25 protein-coding genes are annotated in these 20,464 nt (G+C 39.4%); 24 read left to right on the forward strand and 1 reads right to left on the reverse strand.

Going from position 1 to position 20,464, the window contains the following annotated elements:
• Window position 1: 1 nt before the first annotated feature.
• The 12 genes from ACULEU_RS03555 to ACULEU_RS03610 all read left to right on the forward strand — a co-directional run bounded on the left by ACULEU_RS03555 (window position 2) and on the right by ACULEU_RS03610 (window position 8,070).
• Complete coding sequence (locus ACULEU_RS03555; RefSeq protein ID WP_445454078.1) at window positions 2–1,666, forward strand: DEAD/DEAH box helicase; 1,665 nt, start codon at window positions 2–4, stop codon at window positions 1,664–1,666.
• Entirely contained in the window at window positions 1,666–1,929 is a 264-nt protein-coding gene (locus ACULEU_RS03560) for a hypothetical protein (RefSeq protein ID WP_445454079.1), read from the forward strand. Before ACULEU_RS03555 ends, ACULEU_RS03560 begins: the two co-directional genes overlap by 1 nt.
• A gap of 4 nt (window positions 1,930–1,933) precedes the next feature.
• Window positions 1,934–2,785, forward strand: coding sequence for a hypothetical protein (locus tag ACULEU_RS03565; protein ID WP_445454080.1), 852 nt, complete (start codon window positions 1,934–1,936; stop codon window positions 2,783–2,785).
• Window positions 2,745–3,497 (forward strand): hypothetical protein, encoded by a 753-nt coding sequence (locus ACULEU_RS03570; RefSeq protein WP_445454081.1) that lies wholly within the window; start codon window positions 2,745–2,747, stop codon window positions 3,495–3,497. Before ACULEU_RS03565 ends, ACULEU_RS03570 begins: the two co-directional genes overlap by 41 nt.
• Complete coding sequence (locus tag ACULEU_RS03575) at window positions 3,490–3,942, forward strand: hypothetical protein (RefSeq protein WP_445454082.1); 453 nt, start codon at window positions 3,490–3,492, stop codon at window positions 3,940–3,942. Before ACULEU_RS03570 ends, ACULEU_RS03575 begins: the two co-directional genes overlap by 8 nt.
• Window positions 3,943–3,959: 17 nt before the next feature.
• On the forward strand, window positions 3,960–4,163 hold the full coding sequence (locus ACULEU_RS03580) for a hypothetical protein (protein WP_445454083.1): 204 nt from the start codon (window positions 3,960–3,962) through the stop codon (window positions 4,161–4,163).
• Between the two features lie 4 nt (window positions 4,164–4,167).
• The gene (locus tag ACULEU_RS03585) at window positions 4,168–5,814 is read left to right on the forward strand and encodes a ParB/RepB/Spo0J family partition protein (RefSeq protein WP_445454084.1); all 1,647 of its coding nucleotides are present in this window, start codon (window positions 4,168–4,170) and stop codon (window positions 5,812–5,814) included.
• Window positions 5,815–5,873: 59 nt separating this feature from the next.
• Window positions 5,874–6,017: a hypothetical protein gene (locus tag ACULEU_RS03590; protein ID WP_445454085.1), complete on the forward strand. Its 144-nt coding sequence runs from the start codon at window positions 5,874–5,876 to the stop codon at window positions 6,015–6,017.
• A gap of 49 nt (window positions 6,018–6,066) precedes the next feature.
• Entirely contained in the window at window positions 6,067–6,234 is a 168-nt protein-coding gene (locus ACULEU_RS03595; protein WP_445454086.1) for a hypothetical protein, read from the forward strand.
• Window positions 6,231–6,887, forward strand: coding sequence for a hypothetical protein (locus ACULEU_RS03600; protein ID WP_445454087.1), 657 nt, complete (start codon window positions 6,231–6,233; stop codon window positions 6,885–6,887). The genes ACULEU_RS03595 and ACULEU_RS03600 overlap by 4 nt, the downstream gene beginning before the upstream one ends.
• Before the next feature lie 90 nt (window positions 6,888–6,977).
• Window positions 6,978–7,418, forward strand: a complete 441-nt coding sequence (locus ACULEU_RS03605) for a hypothetical protein (protein ID WP_445454088.1) — start codon at window positions 6,978–6,980, stop codon at window positions 7,416–7,418.
• Between the two features lie 127 nt (window positions 7,419–7,545).
• The gene (locus tag ACULEU_RS03610; protein WP_445454089.1) at window positions 7,546–8,070 is read left to right on the forward strand and encodes a ParB N-terminal domain-containing protein; all 525 of its coding nucleotides are present in this window, start codon (window positions 7,546–7,548) and stop codon (window positions 8,068–8,070) included.
• Here the strand turns inward: ACULEU_RS03610 and ACULEU_RS03615 are convergent.
• Complete coding sequence (locus ACULEU_RS03615) at window positions 8,052–8,270, reverse strand: hypothetical protein (protein WP_445454090.1); 219 nt, start codon at window positions 8,268–8,270, stop codon at window positions 8,052–8,054. The two genes, ACULEU_RS03610 and ACULEU_RS03615, sit on opposite strands and share 19 nt — an antisense overlap.
• A gap of 23 nt (window positions 8,271–8,293) precedes the next feature.
• On the opposite strand from ACULEU_RS03615, the gene ACULEU_RS03620 reads away from it, so the two are divergent.
• The 12 genes from ACULEU_RS03620 (at window position 8,294) to ACULEU_RS03675 (ending at window position 20,464) form a co-directional block, all read left to right on the forward strand.
• The gene (locus ACULEU_RS03620; protein WP_445454091.1) at window positions 8,294–9,439 is read left to right on the forward strand and encodes a phosphoadenosine phosphosulfate reductase domain-containing protein; all 1,146 of its coding nucleotides are present in this window, start codon (window positions 8,294–8,296) and stop codon (window positions 9,437–9,439) included.
• Entirely contained in the window at window positions 9,432–10,088 is a 657-nt protein-coding gene (locus ACULEU_RS03625) for an IbrB-like domain-containing protein (protein ID WP_445454092.1), read from the forward strand. The genes ACULEU_RS03620 and ACULEU_RS03625 overlap by 8 nt, the downstream gene beginning before the upstream one ends.
• A gap of 36 nt (window positions 10,089–10,124) precedes the next feature.
• Entirely contained in the window at window positions 10,125–10,364 is a 240-nt protein-coding gene (locus tag ACULEU_RS03630) for a hypothetical protein (RefSeq protein ID WP_445454093.1), read from the forward strand.
• On the forward strand, window positions 10,361–10,795 hold the full coding sequence (locus tag ACULEU_RS03635) for a hypothetical protein (protein WP_445454094.1): 435 nt from the start codon (window positions 10,361–10,363) through the stop codon (window positions 10,793–10,795). Before ACULEU_RS03630 ends, ACULEU_RS03635 begins: the two co-directional genes overlap by 4 nt.
• Window positions 10,770–12,059, forward strand: coding sequence for a phage terminase large subunit (locus ACULEU_RS03640; protein WP_445454095.1), 1,290 nt, complete (start codon window positions 10,770–10,772; stop codon window positions 12,057–12,059). The genes ACULEU_RS03635 and ACULEU_RS03640 overlap by 26 nt, the downstream gene beginning before the upstream one ends.
• Window positions 12,035–12,652 (forward strand): hypothetical protein, encoded by a 618-nt coding sequence (locus ACULEU_RS03645; RefSeq protein ID WP_445454096.1) that lies wholly within the window; start codon window positions 12,035–12,037, stop codon window positions 12,650–12,652. Before ACULEU_RS03640 ends, ACULEU_RS03645 begins: the two co-directional genes overlap by 25 nt.
• Window positions 12,653–12,656: 4 nt before the next feature.
• Window positions 12,657–13,076, forward strand: coding sequence for a hypothetical protein (locus ACULEU_RS03650; RefSeq protein WP_445454097.1), 420 nt, complete (start codon window positions 12,657–12,659; stop codon window positions 13,074–13,076).
• Window positions 13,073–13,543 carry a hypothetical protein gene (locus ACULEU_RS03655; RefSeq protein WP_445454098.1) on the forward strand — a complete coding sequence of 157 codons (471 nt, stop codon included), beginning with the start codon at window positions 13,073–13,075 and terminating at the stop codon, window positions 13,541–13,543. Before ACULEU_RS03650 ends, ACULEU_RS03655 begins: the two co-directional genes overlap by 4 nt.
• A gap of 96 nt (window positions 13,544–13,639) precedes the next feature.
• Window positions 13,640–14,794, forward strand: a complete 1,155-nt coding sequence (locus ACULEU_RS03660) for a hypothetical protein (protein ID WP_445454099.1) — start codon at window positions 13,640–13,642, stop codon at window positions 14,792–14,794.
• Window positions 14,791–17,373, forward strand: coding sequence for a hypothetical protein (locus ACULEU_RS03665; protein WP_445454100.1), 2,583 nt, complete (start codon window positions 14,791–14,793; stop codon window positions 17,371–17,373). The genes ACULEU_RS03660 and ACULEU_RS03665 overlap by 4 nt, the downstream gene beginning before the upstream one ends.
• Window positions 17,370–17,645 (forward strand): hypothetical protein, encoded by a 276-nt coding sequence (locus ACULEU_RS03670; protein WP_445454101.1) that lies wholly within the window; start codon window positions 17,370–17,372, stop codon window positions 17,643–17,645. The genes ACULEU_RS03665 and ACULEU_RS03670 overlap by 4 nt, the downstream gene beginning before the upstream one ends.
• A gap of 2 nt (window positions 17,646–17,647) precedes the next feature.
• Window positions 17,648–20,464, forward strand: a complete 2,817-nt coding sequence (locus ACULEU_RS03675) for a hypothetical protein (RefSeq protein ID WP_445454102.1) — start codon at window positions 17,648–17,650, stop codon at window positions 20,462–20,464.

Consider the following 20,464-nt stretch of genomic DNA (forward strand, 5'->3'; position numbering starts at 1 on the left):
AATGCAAATCATAGAGCATCCAACAGAATTTCACGTAAAGATAGAATTCAACCGGTTCAAAGACCGGAATGTAAATCTTATCCGAATGATAGATGGTTCTCGTTTCGATTGGACTCGTAAGTTGTGGATAGTTCCGTTTTCTAAAAAATCAGATCTCGAACTTGTTAAGGAGAAAACACGTGCTGAATGGTTATTCGCTCAGACACATACTCCTGAAGAAGTTGGAGAAATACCACCAATGCCTGAGCTAGAATATCAGCTAGACATAGTGAATAAAGAAAACGGACATATCCCACGACCTTACCAACTTCAAGGCGTAGCAAGAGGTTTGGAACTGAAGCGTTTCATTAACGGTGATGAGCAAGGACTTGGAAAAACACTTCAATCAATTGCCACACTTTATACAGCAGATAAGTTCAATAATGAAACTGTTTTCCCTTGCTTGGTTATATGTCCCGCCTCGACAAAAATCAATTGGAAACGTGAGTGGGAAATGTGGACCGGAAAAAAAGCCATGCTTCTTGAAGATAAAATCAAGGACACGTGGCATCGTTACCATGAGGTTGCTGGCATCGATGTGTTCATTGTAAACTACGAAAGCCTGAAGAAGTACTTTGTACTTAAGATGCCTGACAAAGCTCGTTACAAGTCCTCAGAAATCGAAATGAATCCAAAGGTCAAACTATTTAATTCAGTAATCATTGATGAGATACACAGATGTAAGGACCGTAACACTCAGCAAACAAAAATTGCTTTGCAGATTGCCATCGGAAAGAACTACCGAATTGGTTTAACCGGGACAATGATTGTCAACAAACCTATCGATGCGCTTCCTCAGTTGGCCATCATCGGCAAACTAAAAGATGAAAAGGTTTTTCGTGAGCGTTATTGTGAAGGTGGTACCGGAGCATCCAACCTTAAAGAATTGAACTTCATGCTTAACAAGCATTGTTTCTTCAGACGTGAAAAGAAAGACGTTGCCAAGGACTTGCCCGACAAACAGCGCCAAACAATTCTTTGTGATATCACAACGAGAGCTGAGTACAACAAGGCCAAGAATGACTTTGTGAAGTGGATGGAAGATAATGGTTGTGATAATGAAGAGATCGCTCGAAAGCTTCGTGGAGAAATCATGGTAAGGATGGGAGTACTGAAGCAGATATCTGCCAAAGGTAAAATCAATGAGGTTAAAGAATTCATCAATGAAGTAATTGAATCCGGAGAGAAGCTTATCCTGTTCCATAATCTTCATGAGATTGGGGATGAGATAAGAAGATTGTTCCCTGGTGCAGTTAGTGTCAATGGTAGGTTATCATCTGAGGAAAAACAGAAATCAATTGACAGCTTTCAGAAAGACCCGAATGTTCAGCTGATTGTTTGTAACATAAAAGCTGCGGGTGTTGGTATTACATTGACGGCTTCCAGTAGAGTAGCTTTCATCGAATACCCTTGGACGTATGCCGACTGCGCTCAGTGTGAAGATAGAGCTCACAGGATTGGACAAAAGAACAATGTCATGTGTACTTACTTTCTTGGTCAGGATACTATTGATCAGGAGATGTATGAAATGATTCAGGAGAAGCGCCACATTGGTAATGCCATCACTGGTGGAACTGATGAAATGGAAATGAGTTTTATCGATAACGTAATTAAACTCTTCAAGTAATGCTTTTCACTATTAAGGAACTAGCAGAGCACTTCGGTCAAAATGAGCAGTGGATTTATAACAGGGTATATGAATTGGGTATTCAGCCAATAAGCAAGATACCTTCACAAAATGGAATCGGAGACATGAATTTATATAATGCCGATCAGAAAGAAGCGATAGCCATTTACCTGAAGAGAAGAGTCAAGAATGTAATTGTGATTGAGAATAATTACCATATCTACCAAAGCAAAATAAATACCACAGAATTAGAACAATTATAAGCCAATGAATTACATAGAACAGATTAAGGGTTTTTGGCGTTCGCATGATGTAGAAGTATTTCCAACAACTACCATTGCCGTTTACTTCTATCTATTAGAGGTAAATAATAAGGTAAACTGGATGCCTTCGTTCAAGCGCAACAATTCTAAAATCACAGCCGATTTAGGAATCAGTTACCCAACTCTGAATAACAGCCGAAACAGATTAAAGCAAGCTGGATTAATTGATTTCAAAAGCCAAAACGGTTCTGCAAATGTTACATACACCTTGAAAGAATTTTTAAAGGTTACTAATGAGGTTAGTGTTGAGGTTGGTAACGAGGTTACTAACGAGGTTGGCTCGGGGTCGTTTATGACTAAAGATAAACTAAAACATAAAACTAAAACTAAAACAAATTCTTCTTCCGATGCTAAAGCACCGGTGGAAAAAGAACCAACAAAATACTGGAGTTCATTTGTTGATATATGGTTTAGACGTTATGAAGAAGTAACAACATCCAAGCCGACTTTCAATAAAGCCAATGCAGCCAATTTGAAATCAATTATTCTCAGACTTGAGAAAATGTACAAAACTAAAAACGAAAAAGACTGGGATGAATTAGCAGCTTTGAAAACATTCAATAAGTTCATCGATAATGCTCTCAAAGATGAATGGTTAAAAGCCAATCTTCTTATTACAAATCTCTCAGCAAAATTTGATACAATCGTAAACCAACCCAAAGATGGAAAATTTAATAACTCAGGAACCGCAAACTCTAATTCAGGGTACCAACATGCCAGCATCAATACCAACGACCTTATTCAACAACTTACCGATGACGCTGAGAATGGAAATATCCCAGGTCAGTATTCATGAAGCAACTGTTGAAACAAAAACAAAGCTGACAAACGATGTTATCCGATTGCTTCAGGTCCGTGATAAAAACGAAGGCATGGCAAAAGACTGGCTTGTGTTCTTGGCCACAACTCCAAAGTTCAGCAGCCTAAGACCCGGAGAAGTTTATCAGGCATTTAAGATGGCAATGGCTCGAGAGCTGTTGGATACTGAAGGAAAGGAAATCAATATGCTTCCCGAGCTGAGCATCAACACTACCAGCAAAGTATTGATATCATACATGGAATGGAAGAAAACAAATCCCGCCTACCAAACTGCAAAGAGTGATTTAATGAAACTCAATGCGCCAACCGGTGCAAGTGAAGAAAAGAAGTTGCAGATCAGAAATGAATTCCTGAAATCTGTTTTCGATGATATCGTTGAGAACGATTACTCAACGGATGCTTGGTTGCTGTACGAAGAGCTTGAAAGTAAATTGGCCTTATCAAAAGCGGAAAAGATTGCAAAGTACAATGAGCAGTTTAAGATTCACATGGCAGGCCTGAAGCAAGAAATTGAAAAGAGTGGTAGAAGAAAGCATTTGGTAGAAATCTACAACAATGCTCAAGAGCGAGCCAACTCAGGTAAATGGATAGCGATTGTGGCCAACAAGTGTAAGAGCATATTCGTGAGCGATTACCTGAAGCAATTCAAGAATGACTTTGAAGAATTCAAAAAGCAAATCAATGGGTAAGCGCTGGAATGATGATGACCTAGTAAACTTGAAGAATAAAGGTTTTAAAGTAGATGAGCAGATTAAAATCAACACCGATATAGTCATGTCTCATTTAAAACCTCCACCGATAAAAGTTGAGAAGATATCCATTGAAAAAAATGCAATTGGTTTTATTCTAAAGTCTTTTCATCAACACGATATCATCCCTTACTATGTCACCGAACATCAGTTTGATGAGAAAAGAAAATACAGATTTGATTGGGCAATTCCTTCTTTAAAGTTGGCCATTGAGTATGAGGGTATCTTCTCTGATAAGTCAGGACATACCACGGTTGGTGGATATACTAAAGACGTGAAGAAGTACAATTTAGCAACGGTTCAGGGTTGGAAAATATTACGATATACTGCCTTGAATTATTCCGATTTGGCTCAGGATATAGAGCTTTTTTTAAGTAACTTGTAATAAATATTATTACCAAAATGAAAAATACAGTAGACAAAATGAAAAATACAGTAGAAAAAATGAATCGCCAAGAGCTTATCGAAGAGTATAAACTTATTCTTCAGAAGAAAAGCCAACTCTCAAGAGCACAACGTGACTTGGTTGAATCAAGAATCGCAAAGCTTCACAAAGCAGGAAGTGTAACAACAGAACAATTAACAATTAATAACAATCAAATTTAATTACATGAGCACACAAATTGCCGATTTAAAAATGATACGTATCGAAGAGATTGTAGTATCAACCACCAACCCAAGAAAGACCTTTGAAGAAAAGGCATTGCAAGAACTTACGGAAAGTATCAAAGAGCATGGAATACTCCAGCCGATTCTCGTAAGACCAGTACCACCATTAAACTCAAACAATAAAGCAAAGTATGAGCTTGTTTGTGGAGAAAGAAGATACCGCGCTTCTGTAAAGGCGGGACTTGAAACTATTCCATGTAACGTACGTGACCTTACACATGATGAAGCTTTCGAGATGCAGATCGTTGAGAACCTGGAGCGAAAAGATGTTCATCCACTGGATGAAGCTGATGCCTTTAAAAGAATGCTTGATAGCGGAAAGTATTCCATGTTCGACATAGCTGCTAAGATGGCCAAGACTGAGAGCTTCATTGCTCAGCGTTTAAAACTAGTTGACCTTATCGAAGAGATACGGACAGACTTCTTGGCTGGATACTTAGGTATTGGCCATGCTGTTCTCATTGCAAGATGTACAGCAGAAAAGCAAATGGAGATATACGATGATGCCAAACCTTGGAATGGCAGTACTGATGACCCGAACTACGGAACGCTTTCGGATATCAAGGAAAAAACTGAGGATGATACTACAGAGCTCTCAACTGCAAAGTTTGATATCAACGACGATAAGCTATTGAAAGACTGTGGAGCTTGTACAAATTGCCCGAAGCGAAGCGGAGCTAATCCGGTTCTGTTTGCTGACATGCAAGATGATGTTTGCTTCGATAGTACTTGCTTTGAAAAGAAAACACAAGCGGTGTTTCACAAAGAAGTTGCTAGAATTATCAATGATGGAGAACAGGTTGTTTTTATAGCGGGTTACTCCAAGCCTGATGACTTTATCATTCAGCTTTGCAAACAGTTTGGAGTTAAGATACTCAAGCAGTATGACGAATGGAATACTCCACCTAGACTTAGCGAAACACCTGCAAAAGCATTTTGTGTCAGTGGCCAATATGAGGGTGAGTACATGGATGTTTCATTGAAGATTAAAGCTACGGTTGAAATGGAAGTAGCTGCTTCATCAGGCAATGGAAAGGAGCCAATGAATGAAGAGCAAATCCAAATCTCTGAAGAAATTACAAAGATAAAAGAGCGACAAGCTAGAGCTTTGGAACTGGATGGAGAAAAGGTTTGGCAGAAAATTAGAGAGCTACCTACTAAAGCCATCAAAGAAAGCAAAGGAGATTTATCTCAAAACGAAATAAACGCCTTATGTTATGCAATGATTGAGAAGCTTGGGTACTATGGTAACAGTGAAATCAAAAAGAATATCATTGACCTGAACTATGATACAGCTAAAACGCATGACTTCACTAAGGAGCAATACAATCAGATTTCCCGAATCTTCTTTGTAAATACACTACCAACAGCAATAGGAAGCCATGACAATGTTGTTCAGAACGTTTTTTATGTAAGGATGCTAAATGAGTATTCAAAAAAAGAAATTGATTCATTTGAAGCTGAGCAGTTGGAAATTGCTAACAAACGTATTGCTAGAGCTGAAGAAAGAATCAAAGAGCTTCAGGGTAAGTTGGAGAAGTTGAAACCTGAACCAGTCGCTGATAAAAAGAAATCTAAGAAAGCATAGCTAAGAACTAACCGACAGGACTAGTAACCGCAAAATCCTGTCGGTTTTATTTCAAAACCATGAAATCAAATGGCAACTTGTTTCCAGCATCAGGGAAAGACCGGGATAAGTTTCAGATTCCTATTTGGAAGATGAAGCGACAAAAGAAACTCTTTGAGAAAAGGGTTAGGGATATACTAGACGAACCAATTAAAAAGAATTAATAATCATTACGGAAAACCGTAAAAAATAAAAATAAAGTTATGAGAGTAAATGTCAACGGAGTATGGTATGACTCAGAAGAAGTACCAATTCAAATCGAATGACTACGACAAAAGTAACATTGCCAATATGCTTTCTGAAGCAAAGAACTATGTGGTTTATCCTGATTCAATGGATTGGGATGAAGTAAAAGAAAAGCTTAAAATCAAACTACCATGAAAACAAAACCAATACTATTCAGTACGCCAATGGTTCAGGCTATCTTAAACGGAACCAAGACACAGACACGTAGAGTTTTGAAACCACAGCCTAAAGAAACACCAAACGGACTTTACTTCGATGCACCCGGTTGTAAATTGTCAAATGGTAATTTGCGATATTCTGGAATTCATACTCCATGGAACGACAAACCGTATGGACAAGTTGGGGATGTTCTTTGGGTTCGGGAAAAGTTTAGAATCTTACGTCACTGTGACACAAAAGAAATAGCGGGATACGAATTTATTGCCGGACACGAAGAGTTTTATAAAGTCAGAGAAAATCAAATGCCTAAAGTTAAATGGAAGCCATCCATCCACATGCCAAAAGAAGCATGTCGATTGTTTCTTCAGATAAAATCAATCAGAGTAGAACGCCTGAATGACATCACTGAAACAGATGCTATCGCTGAAGGCATTGAAAGAATCAATCCTGAAGGTATGATGGCCTTTCGTTCCTATGCAGTAAAACATGATACAGAGGTATTCCCAATAGTATCCTTTCACACATTGTGGCAAAAGATAAACGGACCAACTTCATGGGTAAAGAATTCTTTCGTTTGGGTAATTGAATTTGAACAGATAGAAAAACCAAAGGACTTTCTTCTCAAATAGTCAATTGAAATTAACCACTTCGCTATGTAATAATATTTATTACTACATTTGACCAACGTTAAAATATTTTTAAACTAAAACTCATGTAACATGAAAAAATTCTTAATCTTAATCTGCCTATTCACCTTAACGGTCACACAGGCACAAACATTCCGAATTACCAATGGACTAGGTAACTTCAAATCAACCATCAACCATGCAGTTACCGACACCATCACAGATGCTGTAACTAAGTATCAGTATGGAACTATCGATGGATTTCAAGACGTAATCGTTGTACAGCCAACCTTTACTAAGATTTCAGGAACAGCTGCTGCAACAGTAAAGCTTCAAGGCTCTATCGATGGAACAAACTATGTCGATGTAGGTTCTCCCTCATCTTACACAGTAACCAACGTAGCAACACAGAGCGTAGCGTTTACCGTCACACCATCAGCCATGAAGTTCTACAGGTTGTCAATCGTACCCTCAGGAACACAGTCTGTCAAGGTAGTCACACCAGTACTGTATAGACTCAGACCCGTCAGGTAAATTAATCGAATCATCATCCAAAAAGCTACTCATCATCCGAGTAGCTTTTTTTTATTTATAACTGTAATAAATATTATTACTTTTGTGTCAACCAATGTCGTAATCAATAATTCAAATCTAACGGCCAATGAAACTACAACAAATCAAAATTGAAGAAGTCTTTCCTCATGCAAGCAATCCCCGAATAATCTCGGAAGCCAAGTTTAATCAGCTAGTCAAGTCATTACAAGACTTTCCCGAAATGGCCAATGCAAGGCCAATAATCATTAACAAGTATAACATCGTCATTGGTGGTAACATGCGACTCAAAGCAATGCAAAAAGCTGGATGGATTACTGTTCCGGTTATAAAAGTTGATTGGTCTGAAGAAAAACAAAGAGAATTCTTGATTAAGGACAACAACAATTTCGGAGAGTGGGATTGGGAAATACTTAAATCAGAATTCGGTTCTGAACAGCTTATCGAGTTCGGACTTGATCTTCCAGCTGAAAACTTCAATCCTAACTTAATGCCATCATTCAATTCCGATAGTGTTACTGCTGAGGACATGGAAAAAGCCAAAGGCAATATGAGTGTTGGAAATGGTATTGCTGAGACGCTTGATGTTATCTGTCCTGAATGTGGCCATGAATTTCATATTAAAAACTCATAACGATGGATGTGCAGCACTTCATCAATAGCAACAAATGGACTGATGTTTTTCATCAGCGACCAGGAATGTCGGTTCTCATCGACAAGAACGCAAACGACTACCAAGCTTTCAACAGGTTTGTTGATATCATAGGAGATAAGAAGTATTACGCTGATGGTTATTGCTATGCAGTCACCCGAACCATTGGACGATTGAAGCACGCTGTAATAACACGCAGGATACTATGAAGATTTACCAAAAGATAAACGTTTACGAGGCTGCCAAGAAGCGCATTGAATATCTGTTCAATGAGTTCCCGAATGTAGTTGTTGGTATGTCCGGTGGAAAAGACAGCTGTGTTGTGTTCAACCTTGCCCTTGAGGAAGCCAAGAAAAGAAACCGACTACCGTTATCCGTAATGTGGTTGGACCAAGAAGCAGAGTTTCAAGCTACCGCAGATCATGTGCGAGATATCATGTATATGCCTGAGGTCAATCCAATATGGTTGCAGATGCACTTCAAGATATTCAACGCCACAAGTCATTCAGAGGAATGGTTGGAATGTTGGGAACCGGGAAAAGAATGGATGCGTGAGAAAGACCCGATTTCAATCAAGGAGAATGTATTTGGTACCGACCGATTTCACGATATGTTTACCAAGGTTCTTGATTACTATTTCCCGAATGACAAAGCGTGTTACATCGCGGGTGTACGATGTGAGGAATCACCAACCCGATATGTGGCCTTGACAACTGCAGCAACTTACAAGCACATCACTTACGGCAAAATCCTGAACCGGAAGAAAGAACACTTTACTTTCTATCCGATCTACGACTGGATTTATGTGGACGTGTGGAAAGCGATTCACGATAACGGTTGGCCGTATAATGATATCTACAACGCTCAATATCGTCATGGCATCAAGATTCAGAGTATGCGTGTGTCGAACCTTCATCACGAAACAGCGCTCAAGTCATTGCTCTATCTTCAGGAAGTAGAACCGCAAACATGGGAAAAGCTTTCGCGTAGGTTATCGGGTATCAACACAATCAAGCATTTGAAGAATGATGCAATAGCAGCTATCACCGATTTACCTGAAGAGTTCGAGTCTTGGCGCGAATATGCTTTTTACTTACTTGAGAACCTGATTACAGATGTGGCCAAGCAGAAAGTATATGCCAAGAAGTTCGAAGCTTTGGAAAAGAAGTATGAGAACCTGGTCCACAACAAAGATGGTCTTTACAAGATGATGGTCACGACTGTCGTTGTAAATGACTTTGAATTTACAAAGCTGAGCAACTGGGAACGTAATCCGGAACTGAATGCTTGGCGCCATTATAACAAGAACGGAACATTACCACAAAAGAAAAACAAATTCATCCATGGATAAGATACTTCAATTATTTCACGAACTGATTGCTTCAGTAGAAGATACTACCGAAAAGCTAATTACTATCGAAGCTTTAAAGCTAATGCTTCACGAACTGTCTCCATTAAAAGACCAACCAGTAAACAACGTAATGTGGATACCAATCGATAAGGTACAGGCCAATGACTACAACCCGAACAGCGTAGCAGGTAAAGAAATGAGCTTACTCTATACTTCCATCAAACATGATGGCTACACACAGCCAGTGGTTACCATCTATGATGAGAAGATTGATAAGTTCATCATTGTCGATGGCTTCCACCGTTACTTCACTTGCAAGAGTAAACCTGATATCCTTGAGCGTAATCTTGGAATGCTACCAATCGTTGTGCTGAATTCCGACATCAACAATCGAATGGCCTCGACGGTCCGTCATAATCGTGCAAGAGGTGAACACTCCATCAACGGAATGAGTAACATGGTTTACGAAATGCTGAAGAACGGATGGCAAGACCACGACATCTGCAATGAGTTAGGAATGGAACCGGAAGAACTTCTGAAGCTGAAGCACATTACTGGATTCAGTAAGTTGTTTCAGGATAAGCAATTTACCAATGCTTGGAAGTCAAAGGAGATGATTCAAATTGAGAAACGAGAAGGAGTAATATAAATTTCCATTAACTTTGATGCTTCATACATCAGGGTAATGGACGAAAAAAAGCAAATAGAAATCATGGCAGCAACAATCAAACCGGTAAAGGATTTACTGAACAAAAGGATGTTGAACAAAGTGGAGCTTTTGAATACGTTAAGTGCCAACACACTCGATACACTACCCGAGTCAATCAAACTAAAACGTGAGGAAGAAGCCGCAAGAGTTCGAGCAGTCATTCAGGAACAGAAAGACCTTATCGAAATCATTAACGCTTTATTTCCTGACGAATGAGTACCGATAAAAAAGCAATAGCACGTTCAACCAAAATTGAAAAGGAGAAGCGCATATTCATTATTCAGGGTTGGATTATCGAAGGAGTTCAAGACCGCCTTATTGTAAAGAATGCAGCAGAGCGATGGGATATTGATATCCGACAAGCTCAGCGTTATGTTCGTGAAGCATACGAAAGCTGGAAGAAGATTGAAGGAATCAATATTGATATGAAGCGTGATATGAAAATCGCACAGATGAAGCAATTGGTTCGAACTCTCAAGGACGAATACAAAGGTACTCCAGCAGGTATTCAGGCAATAATGGCAGTTGAAAAGGAAATCATAAAGCTCGAAGGGCTCGAGCTACCAAAGGATATTAATTTGAGCATGGACAAGGTTACTGCCGTAAAATTCAAAGTTATACATGCAGCCACAGGAAAAGGAGATTGACGTATTAGTACACCAAGCTGAGTTCTTGGAATCGGATGAGCGACATACTGCTTTGATTGCCGGTTACGGTTCTGGAAAGACTCAGGCAGGTATCCTGAAGGTAGTCAAGAAGAAACTTGAATATCCTGGCATTGCCGTTGCTTACTATATGCCTACTTATGGATTGATTGAAGACGTGGCCTATGAACGTTTTGAGGAAATAATGAAAGAGATGGGGTGTGGCTTCCGACTGGATAAATCAAAGCATACCTACTACACGCCATACGGAAAGATAATCATGCGCTCACTTATGAATCCCGATCGGATTGTAGGTTATGAGGTTGGATATAGTTTGATTGATGAGACCGATTTACTTTCTACTGACAATATGGATATAGCTTTCAAGAAGATTATTGCTCGTAACCGTAAGAAACTGCCCAACGGAGATACCAATAAGACAGATGTTGTGGGAACGCCTGAAGGTTTTAAATGGGCTTATAAATTCTTTGTCAGCGATAACAAGCCCAACAGACGTATCATAAAGGGAAAAACGAAGGACAACCCGTTTTTACCCGATGATTACATAGAAACACTCCAAGACAGTTACACGCCTCAGCAATTAGAAGCTTATCTTAATGGAGAATTCGTAAATTTAACGACCGGAAATGTTTATCATAGGTTTGATAGAAAAGCAAATCACACCAATAGAACAGTTCAGGCAAATGACGTTCTTCATATCGGAATGGATTTCAACGTTACTAAGATGAATGCAGTTGTGCATGTCGTAGATGAGAAAGAGGTTGACTGGTTTTCTGCTGAAAAAACTATCATCAAAAAGAAAGTCCGGATTAAATCGGCAGTTGATGAGTTTGTCAACGCATATGACACAGCCGAATTGATTGGCCTAATCAAATCTAAGTATTCAGGTTACAAGATTATCATATATCCTGATGCTTCAGGTGACAATCGAGTATCTAGTGGACGTTCTGATATAGACTTATTGAAAGCTGCTAATTTCGTAGTACGTAAGTTATCCAAGAATCCTTTTGTAAAAGACCGAGTAAATTCAATGAATCTCGCTTTTTTGGATGCCAACGGTAATAAATATTATTACTGCAATACTGACCAATGTCCAGTGTACACGGAAGCACTGGAGAAACAAACGTATAAGAATGGCGAACCTGACAAGAAGAGTGGCTTTGACCACATCACTGAAGCAGGTGGCTACTTTGTTTATTATGATTCTAAACCAACAGGAACATGGGGAAAATCGTCTACGAATTAGATAAGCTGCTATTGGCACGTCCAAGGATGTTGGATTATGAACAGTTCAACATTGAGCAGCTCAACTTCATCAAAGATGTGGTCAGTAACTATCTCAAGCCAAATCCTGTTCTGAGAAAGTACAGACCATTCAGGAAGTACAAGGAGCTCCAGCCAAAGAGTAACAACTTTTGGAATTTGCCTTGGCAGGATATTCTAATGATCAGAAAAGCTTTGTCTGAAGATAATCTTTTCGAAGCGATGAACCTGGTCTATAATGTTAGTGAAAAGGAATTCATGTTGCTGGAGATACTAAACGTGTTTTCGTGCCTAAATTTTATCACAGATGAGTTGGCCAAGTTAAATGCTGCGGAAGAAGAAAGGCTTCATTCGGAACTGACTCAGGAAGAAATAGACGCGGGAGCTGAAGAGTTGCAAGAGTATGGTTATTACAATTCGCTAAAAGCCATGTGTCCCGATTTATTGGAGCAAGACAAATATCTGAAGTTGCCATACACTATAATTTTCAGGGAAATGGCTCATTCAAAATTATTAAGCGATATCAACAAAAAATACCAAGAGAATGCTGCAAGAAAAAATAAAAAACCTAGTTAGTGGCATGAATGCCGCTCCACCGGCAGACCAACTGTATCACTATGCCTATGGCAAAGATGAATGGCAAAACTTGGCTGACCATCCCAAAGATGAAAACAAGCAATTTGAACAGCGTAACAAGTATTTCAAAGTATTGTGGATTGATGACGACCCGACATTTAATCAGTACTCAGGTGTCGAGCGAATGAAGTTCGACGGAGAGATGTTGATTTTGGCTTCTTCTAAATTGAGCGATGGCAGTTATGAATACAAGTACGAAACCCACATCAAGAACCTGAAAGCATTGGCCATGTCGTTTTGTGATAAGCTTGCCGATTGTGATAACTACCAAGTGACCAGGTGGAAGATGATTGAGGTTGAGAATATTTATGACAACAACCTTGATGGTGTCAAAATTCAATTCAGTGTAAATGTCCCAGCATGACAAATGAGCAAATATATCAGAAGTATCTCGAGAGGCTTCGATTGAAGTTGATCGCCAAGTATGAAGAACTCGGTTTGCGTGCTTCAGGTAAATATGCTCAGGAGCTTCAGGCCGATGTTCAAGGAGACAAGCTTATAATGTTCGGAGCTTATCATTCTCAATTCATGGAACATGGAAGAGAACCGGGCAAGTTCCCACCGCGAAAAGTAATTGAAGAGTGGATTGATACAAAGCAAGGTTTACCTGCAATCTTCAGGGAGAAGAAAAGCCAGTTTGCTTTTTTGATTGCGCGTAAGATTGCTAAAGAAGGTATTAAGGTACCGAATCAGTTTAACAAAGGCGCTGTCGTGTCGAGTGTAGTTGATGACTTCCTTGGCAATGACATTCAGGAAATGCTTCAGGAGTTAGGACCGAATATCCTAAGCAGAATACAATCAGATGTAGTAGAAATTTTAAGAGCAGCATAATGAAAAACCGAAGAAACAAAATCAGCAGAGTACTTATCACCTACGGAATTGTATGGTGTTTATTCTCTTTCATCAAATTTTTAATTGAACTCGTACATGGCTATAGAATTTAATCAAGACATTTCGACAACTAAGTTGTTGATGGCTTACAATAACAACATTGTGCTTCTCAAGTCTACATCAGCGCTCATCGCTTTGACGTGTGAAATCACTTTGTTTGGAAAGGTAGCAATCATCTATCCAAGTCCGAGCGGTGACTTCTTCTTCAACATCAAGGATTATGTTACTGCTGCAATAAACACCAAGAACTTTGCTGATGACCTTGTCACAGATATAGACTCAGGTGATGCCAGTACTTTCACTTACGATGTTTCAGATGGATGCTACATTGCTAATGTGATCAACTTCAAAATTATCTTTAAGGATAACAGCTATGAGACAATAACTAAGTCTTTGAAGTTCTTGGCTGGTGCCGAACAATTGGAAACCTACAAGAAAAACGAGATGCTGATTGCTGATTCTGATTACTTGGTTTTATCTCCTGTTCAAAATAGATCTAACAATACTGTTGATTTGAAATTTTGGTCGGGATATCCTTTTGAGTTTTCATTCTACACCAATTTTCCGGATGATGATTTCAAGCTGAAGAATACAACCAATGCGCTTGATTATACATTCACGGCCAAAGGCGATGTAACGGCTCTGTATTTTGGTGATGGAAGAACTGATGTTTCAATTGAAGATATTCTTCCACTTGATTTAGGTCTGAATGTTTTGAGGATTGAGCATGATGCAACTTTAATGGACCCGATTATCAATTTGACCAAGATGGATTCTGATTGTGGCGTGTACATTAAGTGGCTGAACAAATACGGCCGTTGGAATTACTGGCTTTTCTCTGAGCAACATTTCAGAAATAGAGGCAGTCGATACATGGCCGAGCTTGATAATGACAATGACAACCTTGAAGATACTATTTCGCCAACGCTTCAGATTGGAAAGACAACTCAGGATACACTAAAGTGCTTCTACAAGAAACTTGACCAAGCTGACAAAACGGTTGTCGATGGCCTGAGTGAAGCCATCAAGATAATGCTGTTTGTCGGAGAACGTTATTCCCGGTCATCAGTTAATGATTGGATTGAGGTTACGATCAAATCAAATTCTTTCGTGATGAGAAAGCCAAATACTAAATTTTACGAAATGGAAGTAGATTTTGAGCTTCCAATAAGATACGGCCAACAACTATGAGTTATAAAGTTTACATAAACGGTAATGAGGTAGAGCAGAAAGACAAACTCAGCTTTCCATTCAATAAGCAAGCCAATGACATTGCTGATTTGACTACGCGTAACTCTAGCTTTTCCCCAACTATCAAGCTTCCGAAATCAGCTCGGAACAAACGCATTTTTGATTATGTAGGCAATGTAGGTAGTCAGTCATTGCTTCCTTATCGAAAAGTAGCTTGTGATGTTATTGATGCGGACAATGGTGTGCATTTGGTTTACAAAGGTTGGGCGGTTCTAAATGAAACTACAGCGGATTATTCAGTAACCATTTACGACGGTATTATTGATTTCTACAAAGCCATAGAGAATCTAACCATAACCGATATCGGAGTTACTGATCTAAATCATGTCAAAAGCATTTCTTCAGTTGTGGAGACGTGGAATGATACTAGCTTACCATACAGATACAATTTGGCAGATTACAACGGTAACAACCTAACTGTTGATTCAAATGCTAATATCGATTTTCAGGTACCGAGCGCATCAGTAAAATACATTTGGGATAGAATATTTGCTTTCTTGGGTTGGACTTACTCAGGCTCAGTATTTAGCCATGAGAAGTTCAATAACCTTTGGTTGTCATATCCAAAGCCAGTATCATTAGAAACTCCGATAGTGAATGAAGTTACAGAACAGTTTGGAACCTATGTTACAGATGTGGTTGAGTGGCCAGTTGGCACAGCTGGAGTTTTTATCGGAAGTGTTACTTACTGTCTATTTCTTCCTAACACATCAAGCGCAGCCATTGACCCAGCATATTATGTTTTTACAACTGGAGCAGTTCAAGCGGGTCTTTATCGTTATTCTTTTACAGCCGGAGTTTTCGAACTTGCAAGTGATGCAGGTGTCATCACATCATCTAGGGTTAGACTTGTGGTTGTAGATTCACTTGGCGCGACAGTATCATCAAACTATGTGGATATCTCTACAGCCAACTACAAAGACATTTACTTGAATGTTGGAGAAAGAGTATTGGTTCAATTAGTGAGAATGGATTCAGACTCTCAACTAATCGCTCAGGTTACACCGACCTTTATGAGTTTTCTTTCAGGTGGACCGGTAACTACTACCGTTGTAAAGATAGACGGATACTCTTTAGGTTTTGACCAGGCTTTCATCGATTACAAGGTGACGGACTTTGTTCGACAGATACTCGTTGACTTTGGCCTCACGCCATTCAAGGATAAATACAGCAACAATGTTAACTTCCTTACCAGTTACGAATTACTTCAGACATCAAAGATTGTGGACTGGAGTAACAAGAACCCTGTTTGGCTTGGAGAAAAATACAGTTTTGGGAAGTACGCCAAACGAAACCTTTTCAAGAAAAAGTACAATGATGATAACATGAAGCACAATGATGGATTCATCACTATTGATAACGAGAACCTTGATGAAGAAGTGACAATTTTCTCAAGTGCAATTTTTTCTCCGGAAAGATTAAAATCTAAATTCTTGAACGGAAGCAACATTTACAAGATTTGGGAAAAGCAGATCAAAGAAGATAATTCCATTGAGTACAAAGATTTGGATGGTCGTTTTTATTTTATGCGGTCCGAGAAAGTAAATTCAAGTATAACCGTTGGAAGTACTATCCTTGGTGGAGATGAAACAAATGCTTTCTACTATCGGGAATCATACTACAGACTTGACTACAACAGTATTCTCAATGATTGGTATGCTCCAATGTTAGCCATATTCAACAAAGCCAAACTATTAAACTACAGTGTTCATCTGAGCATGTTGGAGTTCTTTAATTTCGACATGGCCTCTTTGGTTTACATCAAACAGCGTGGTTCTTACTACTTGGTTAATAAGTTCAAGAACTTTGTCAAAGGTAGACCAACAAACGTGGAACTGATAGAAGTGGATTACTATACTGCTGGACAGATTGGCAACCCTGTTGACCCAATCGATTACACCATTTCAATTGGAGAGCCAACAATCGAAAGCTGTAGCATCATCATTCCGGTTACAACTGATTATCCTGAACCTGGAGAATTAGAACTTGTGGTTTATGCTGGAAGCTTTGATGTCTTTTCGGGTACCATTTATACCGAAACAGTTTTCTTACCAGTTCAGACAGCTGCTATTGTTGGTGGAAACGTAACCTTCAGCTTGGCGCAATTTCCCGCAAATCCTTTCGGGTACAAGTTCGGATTGAGAATAAACAACACAACAGCGTTTGAGTTTATTTATTCAAACCTTACGGATTCAATTGAGCTTGATGGTAGTTGCTATGAAGAGCCAGTGATTACCGAGTTAGAGATAACAGCAGTCGAAATGGTTACTGATAACGGAATGAGCAAAACGTATAACATTGAATTTGCAAGTGATGTTCCTCTTCCTGTTATGCTGATGATGCGTTACTATCAAACACCTACGGGAACATTCCCGTTAATGTTTGGTGGTTGGTCTGACTATGTTTCATACTTGGCCACTGACAACAATTTTGATGCTGAAGTTGGTACCATCTTTGGCGACCCGATTAAGTTTCAAATAAAAATAGGAGCCGTAGAAAGTGCGGAGTTTGTGGTATGATAGCAAATCAGAGAAATAAAAAACCAGTGATCTCTTTCGGATTAGGCAAAACCGAAATGACAATCTCTTTAGGGGATAGTGTAACAATTTGGCAGGATGAGATTTTCAGCAGCAATTATGATTTGTATTACAATGATATCAAGAAAGCGAATGTTTACTCTTTCCTGATTGAACCTTCAGAGGTTGGAAGCTACGAAATACAAGTTGAGATTCGTCAGAAGATAAGTTTACAAAGCATCAAAAGCAATACTTTAAAATTAATAGTAGAATAGCCATGGCAGATAAATATAAATTACTTGAGCTTGATTTGGGTACAGATGCAGTAATTGCAAAGTCTGTTGAACTTAACGAGAATTTAAAAAAGAATCGAGAGGAACTGGATAGGTTGAAAAAATCAGAAGGCGACAACACCGCTGAGATTATTAAGCTTGAAGCCAGTATCAAAAAACTAAACTCTGAGTACAATAACAATCAGAAAGTAGTTTCAGCCTTGGTAACTGCCAACGGCAAGGCTATTCCAATTTCTCAGAAAGTCAACCTTTTGCTCAATGAGGAAAACACTACTAGGCTAAAAGCCAAGCAAGCCATCACTGAGATGAATAAGCTTAAGGATGAGCTTAATGTGAACATCAAGGAAGAAGCTGAGCTATTGGATAAACTCAACAGAAAGATTGATGAGCATACTGACTTCTTGAAAAAGACCGGTTCTGAAGAAGATAAACGAATCTTCAATATCGGAAGGTACAAGGAAGGGGTAATCGATGCTATTAATGAAACAGGACTTTACAGCTCGGAACTATCAGGACTGACTAAAGTGTATGATATCGGAACTAAAGTTATTTCTCCTTTTACCGATGGTATCTCTGCTAACTGGAAAGCCATGAAAACTTCAAAAGCAGAAACCGAAGGGATGGCAGGAGCTCAAAAAGGTTTGACCATAGCCACCAACGTTGGAACCGGAGCAATGAGGATATTTGCTTTAGCAGTTGCAGCAACAGGAATCGGTCTTATCGTTATCGCTATTGCTTTACTAATTGGATACTTCAAAACCTTTGACCCACTAGTTGACAAAATCGAACAGGGATTTGCAGCGTTTGGAGCAGTTATCCGTGTTATCCAACAAACAATCGTTGGCTTTATTACCAACTTGAAATCTGTGGGAGATTTGTTTAGCAAAATCGGTGATATCATATCTGACCCGATTGGTGCACTTGAAGAAGTCACTTCCAAAATGGAAGAGGCTGCCGTAGCTGCTGCCAATTTAAAAGCTGCTCAACAAGACTTAGCAGATCAACAAGCCATCCAGTCAGTGGCCAACAAAAGACAACAGGCAGAAATTGACCGTTTGATACTCCAGTCTAAAGACAGAAGCAAATCGGAAGAAGAAAGAATCGCGCTTTTACAAAAAGCAGAGAAGCTCAACCGGGATAACTTCAAAACCAATTCAGACTTGGCCACACAAGAATACAACAACGCTATTGAGAATGCAAGAATCAAAGGTGCACTGGTTGAGGAAGAAGTAGCCAACCTTAGACGTCTTGGTGTCGAGTACGCCTACAAGCTTTTGAACGAGGGAAAGATTACTCAGGAAGAAGTTGATATGCTTACTAAAGCTGAGGAAGCTAAGATTGATATCTATGCTCGTTCTACAGCTGAGCAAGAGAAAATCATCAATAGACAGAACGCGCTTATTGAGAAAGCTGAAGCTGCTGCTGAAGAAAGAAGAAAGAAAGCACAGGAAGCTAGAAAAAAAGCTTTAGACGATGCAGCGAAGTTGGCCAAAGCCGAACTTGATTTGTTCATTTCTCAGCAAGGTATACGCGCCAAGTCACTTCAGGAAGAATTGAAAACAGCAGAGCAGATTCGCGATAGAAAGCTGAGAATCGCTCAGGCAGAGTTTAACGCTTCAGAGAAAAGCAAGGCAGATGAATTGAAGTTACTGACAGATCAGAACAATGCAAAAGATGAGTTCCTGAAGAAACAACTCGATTCTGTAATCACCAACGCCTCGAGAGAGCTGGATGCGTTCATTGATTCCAACAAATCGAAAATTGATGCACAGAAATTCTTTTCCGAACTTTCCCTTGAGGAAGAACAACGTCGTCTTGATTTAATTGCTGAGAAGCAAAGCAACTTCGAAGCTCTCAGATTTGAGCAAGGTCAGATATCCGAGTATGAATATCAGCAGGCCATCAAACAAATTCAGGATGATGTTCAAGCAGCTAAAGATGAAGCTCAAGCTACAAGGAATGAAGCCGAAACTGAAAGAAAAACGATTGACCTTGAAAACCAACGAGCCTATGAAGATTTAATCTTTCAGGAAAACTTAGAGATACAGCTTCAACGATTAGAACAACAACGTTTAGCTGAGGTTGCCAATGCTGAAAAGACTGGAGCAAGCATCGACTTGATTAATAAAAAGTTCAAAGCTGCCACTGAAAAGTTAGATCGCGACACCAATGCTGCTAAGATTGATAACACTCGAGCTGCTATCGGTGATATTGGAGCATTAACAACTGGATTCTTTGGAGAGAATAAACAGCTTAGTGCAGCACTTGCTTCTGTTGACATGTTCCTTGCTATTCAGAAAGCTTACTTATCACAACTTATTCCGGGTGATCCGACTTCTGTTGTTAGAGCACAGTTGGCAGCGTTAAAAGCTGGAGCCTTCGGAGCCTTGAACGTTGCGAAAGTTTCCGGTGTTAAGTTTGAGAAAGGTGATATACTTGAAGGTCCAAGCCATGACGAAGGTGGGATACCATTTACCATAAATGGCCAACACGGATTTGAAGCTGAAGGCGGTGAGGCAATAATCAATAAGAGATCAACATCAATGTTCAGACCTTTGTTGTCCTGGTTAAATCAATTAGGTGGTGGAAAGAAATTCGCTTCCGGTGGTATGGCCACTACAAACGGAATAGTTACTTCATTGGCTACTAATTTCCAAAATAATCAGGGATTAGATTTAGATTTATTGGCTTCTAAGATAGCTGAGGCAAACAGGTCGCTTCCTTCTCCAAGCTTATCATTGGAGCAGTTCCATATAGCGAACGATGATTATACAACTGTAGTAAACGGAGCAAGCCATTAG

Source organism: Flavobacterium sp. 25HG05S-40 (genome assembly GCF_052654735.1).

Bases quoted from the DNA above. Each gene is read 5' to 3' on its own strand.
- ACULEU_RS03555 (WP_445454078.1), top strand. From the start codon at position 2: ATGCAAATCATAGAGCATCCAACAGAATTTCACGTAAAGATAGAATTC.
- ACULEU_RS03560 (WP_445454079.1), top strand. From the start codon at position 1,666: ATGCTTTTCACTATTAAGGAACTAGCAGAGCACTTCGGTCAAAATGAG.
- ACULEU_RS03565 (WP_445454080.1), top strand. From the start codon at position 1,934: ATGAATTACATAGAACAGATTAAGGGTTTTTGGCGTTCGCATGATGTA.
- ACULEU_RS03570 (WP_445454081.1), top strand. From the start codon at position 2,745: ATGACGCTGAGAATGGAAATATCCCAGGTCAGTATTCATGAAGCAACT.
- ACULEU_RS03575 (WP_445454082.1), top strand. From the start codon at position 3,490: ATGGGTAAGCGCTGGAATGATGATGACCTAGTAAACTTGAAGAATAAA.
- ACULEU_RS03580 (WP_445454083.1), top strand. From the start codon at position 3,960: ATGAAAAATACAGTAGACAAAATGAAAAATACAGTAGAAAAAATGAAT.
- ACULEU_RS03585 (WP_445454084.1), top strand. From the start codon at position 4,168: ATGAGCACACAAATTGCCGATTTAAAAATGATACGTATCGAAGAGATT.
- ACULEU_RS03590 (WP_445454085.1), top strand. From the start codon at position 5,874: ATGAAATCAAATGGCAACTTGTTTCCAGCATCAGGGAAAGACCGGGAT.
- ACULEU_RS03595 (WP_445454086.1), top strand. From the start codon at position 6,067: ATGTCAACGGAGTATGGTATGACTCAGAAGAAGTACCAATTCAAATCG.
- ACULEU_RS03600 (WP_445454087.1), top strand. From the start codon at position 6,231: ATGAAAACAAAACCAATACTATTCAGTACGCCAATGGTTCAGGCTATC.
- ACULEU_RS03605 (WP_445454088.1), top strand. From the start codon at position 6,978: ATGAAAAAATTCTTAATCTTAATCTGCCTATTCACCTTAACGGTCACA.
- ACULEU_RS03610 (WP_445454089.1), top strand. From the start codon at position 7,546: ATGAAACTACAACAAATCAAAATTGAAGAAGTCTTTCCTCATGCAAGC.
- ACULEU_RS03620 (WP_445454091.1), top strand. From the start codon at position 8,294: ATGAAGATTTACCAAAAGATAAACGTTTACGAGGCTGCCAAGAAGCGC.
- ACULEU_RS03625 (WP_445454092.1), top strand. From the start codon at position 9,432: ATGGATAAGATACTTCAATTATTTCACGAACTGATTGCTTCAGTAGAA.
- ACULEU_RS03630 (WP_445454093.1), top strand. From the start codon at position 10,125: ATGGACGAAAAAAAGCAAATAGAAATCATGGCAGCAACAATCAAACCG.
- ACULEU_RS03635 (WP_445454094.1), top strand. From the start codon at position 10,361: ATGAGTACCGATAAAAAAGCAATAGCACGTTCAACCAAAATTGAAAAG.
- ACULEU_RS03640 (WP_445454095.1), top strand. From the start codon at position 10,770: ATGCAGCCACAGGAAAAGGAGATTGACGTATTAGTACACCAAGCTGAG.
- ACULEU_RS03645 (WP_445454096.1), top strand. From the start codon at position 12,035: ATGGGGAAAATCGTCTACGAATTAGATAAGCTGCTATTGGCACGTCCA.
- ACULEU_RS03650 (WP_445454097.1), top strand. From the start codon at position 12,657: ATGAATGCCGCTCCACCGGCAGACCAACTGTATCACTATGCCTATGGC.
- ACULEU_RS03655 (WP_445454098.1), top strand. From the start codon at position 13,073: ATGACAAATGAGCAAATATATCAGAAGTATCTCGAGAGGCTTCGATTG.
- ACULEU_RS03660 (WP_445454099.1), top strand. From the start codon at position 13,640: ATGGCTATAGAATTTAATCAAGACATTTCGACAACTAAGTTGTTGATG.
- ACULEU_RS03665 (WP_445454100.1), top strand. From the start codon at position 14,791: ATGAGTTATAAAGTTTACATAAACGGTAATGAGGTAGAGCAGAAAGAC.
- ACULEU_RS03670 (WP_445454101.1), top strand. From the start codon at position 17,370: ATGATAGCAAATCAGAGAAATAAAAAACCAGTGATCTCTTTCGGATTA.
- ACULEU_RS03675 (WP_445454102.1), top strand. From the start codon at position 17,648: ATGGCAGATAAATATAAATTACTTGAGCTTGATTTGGGTACAGATGCA.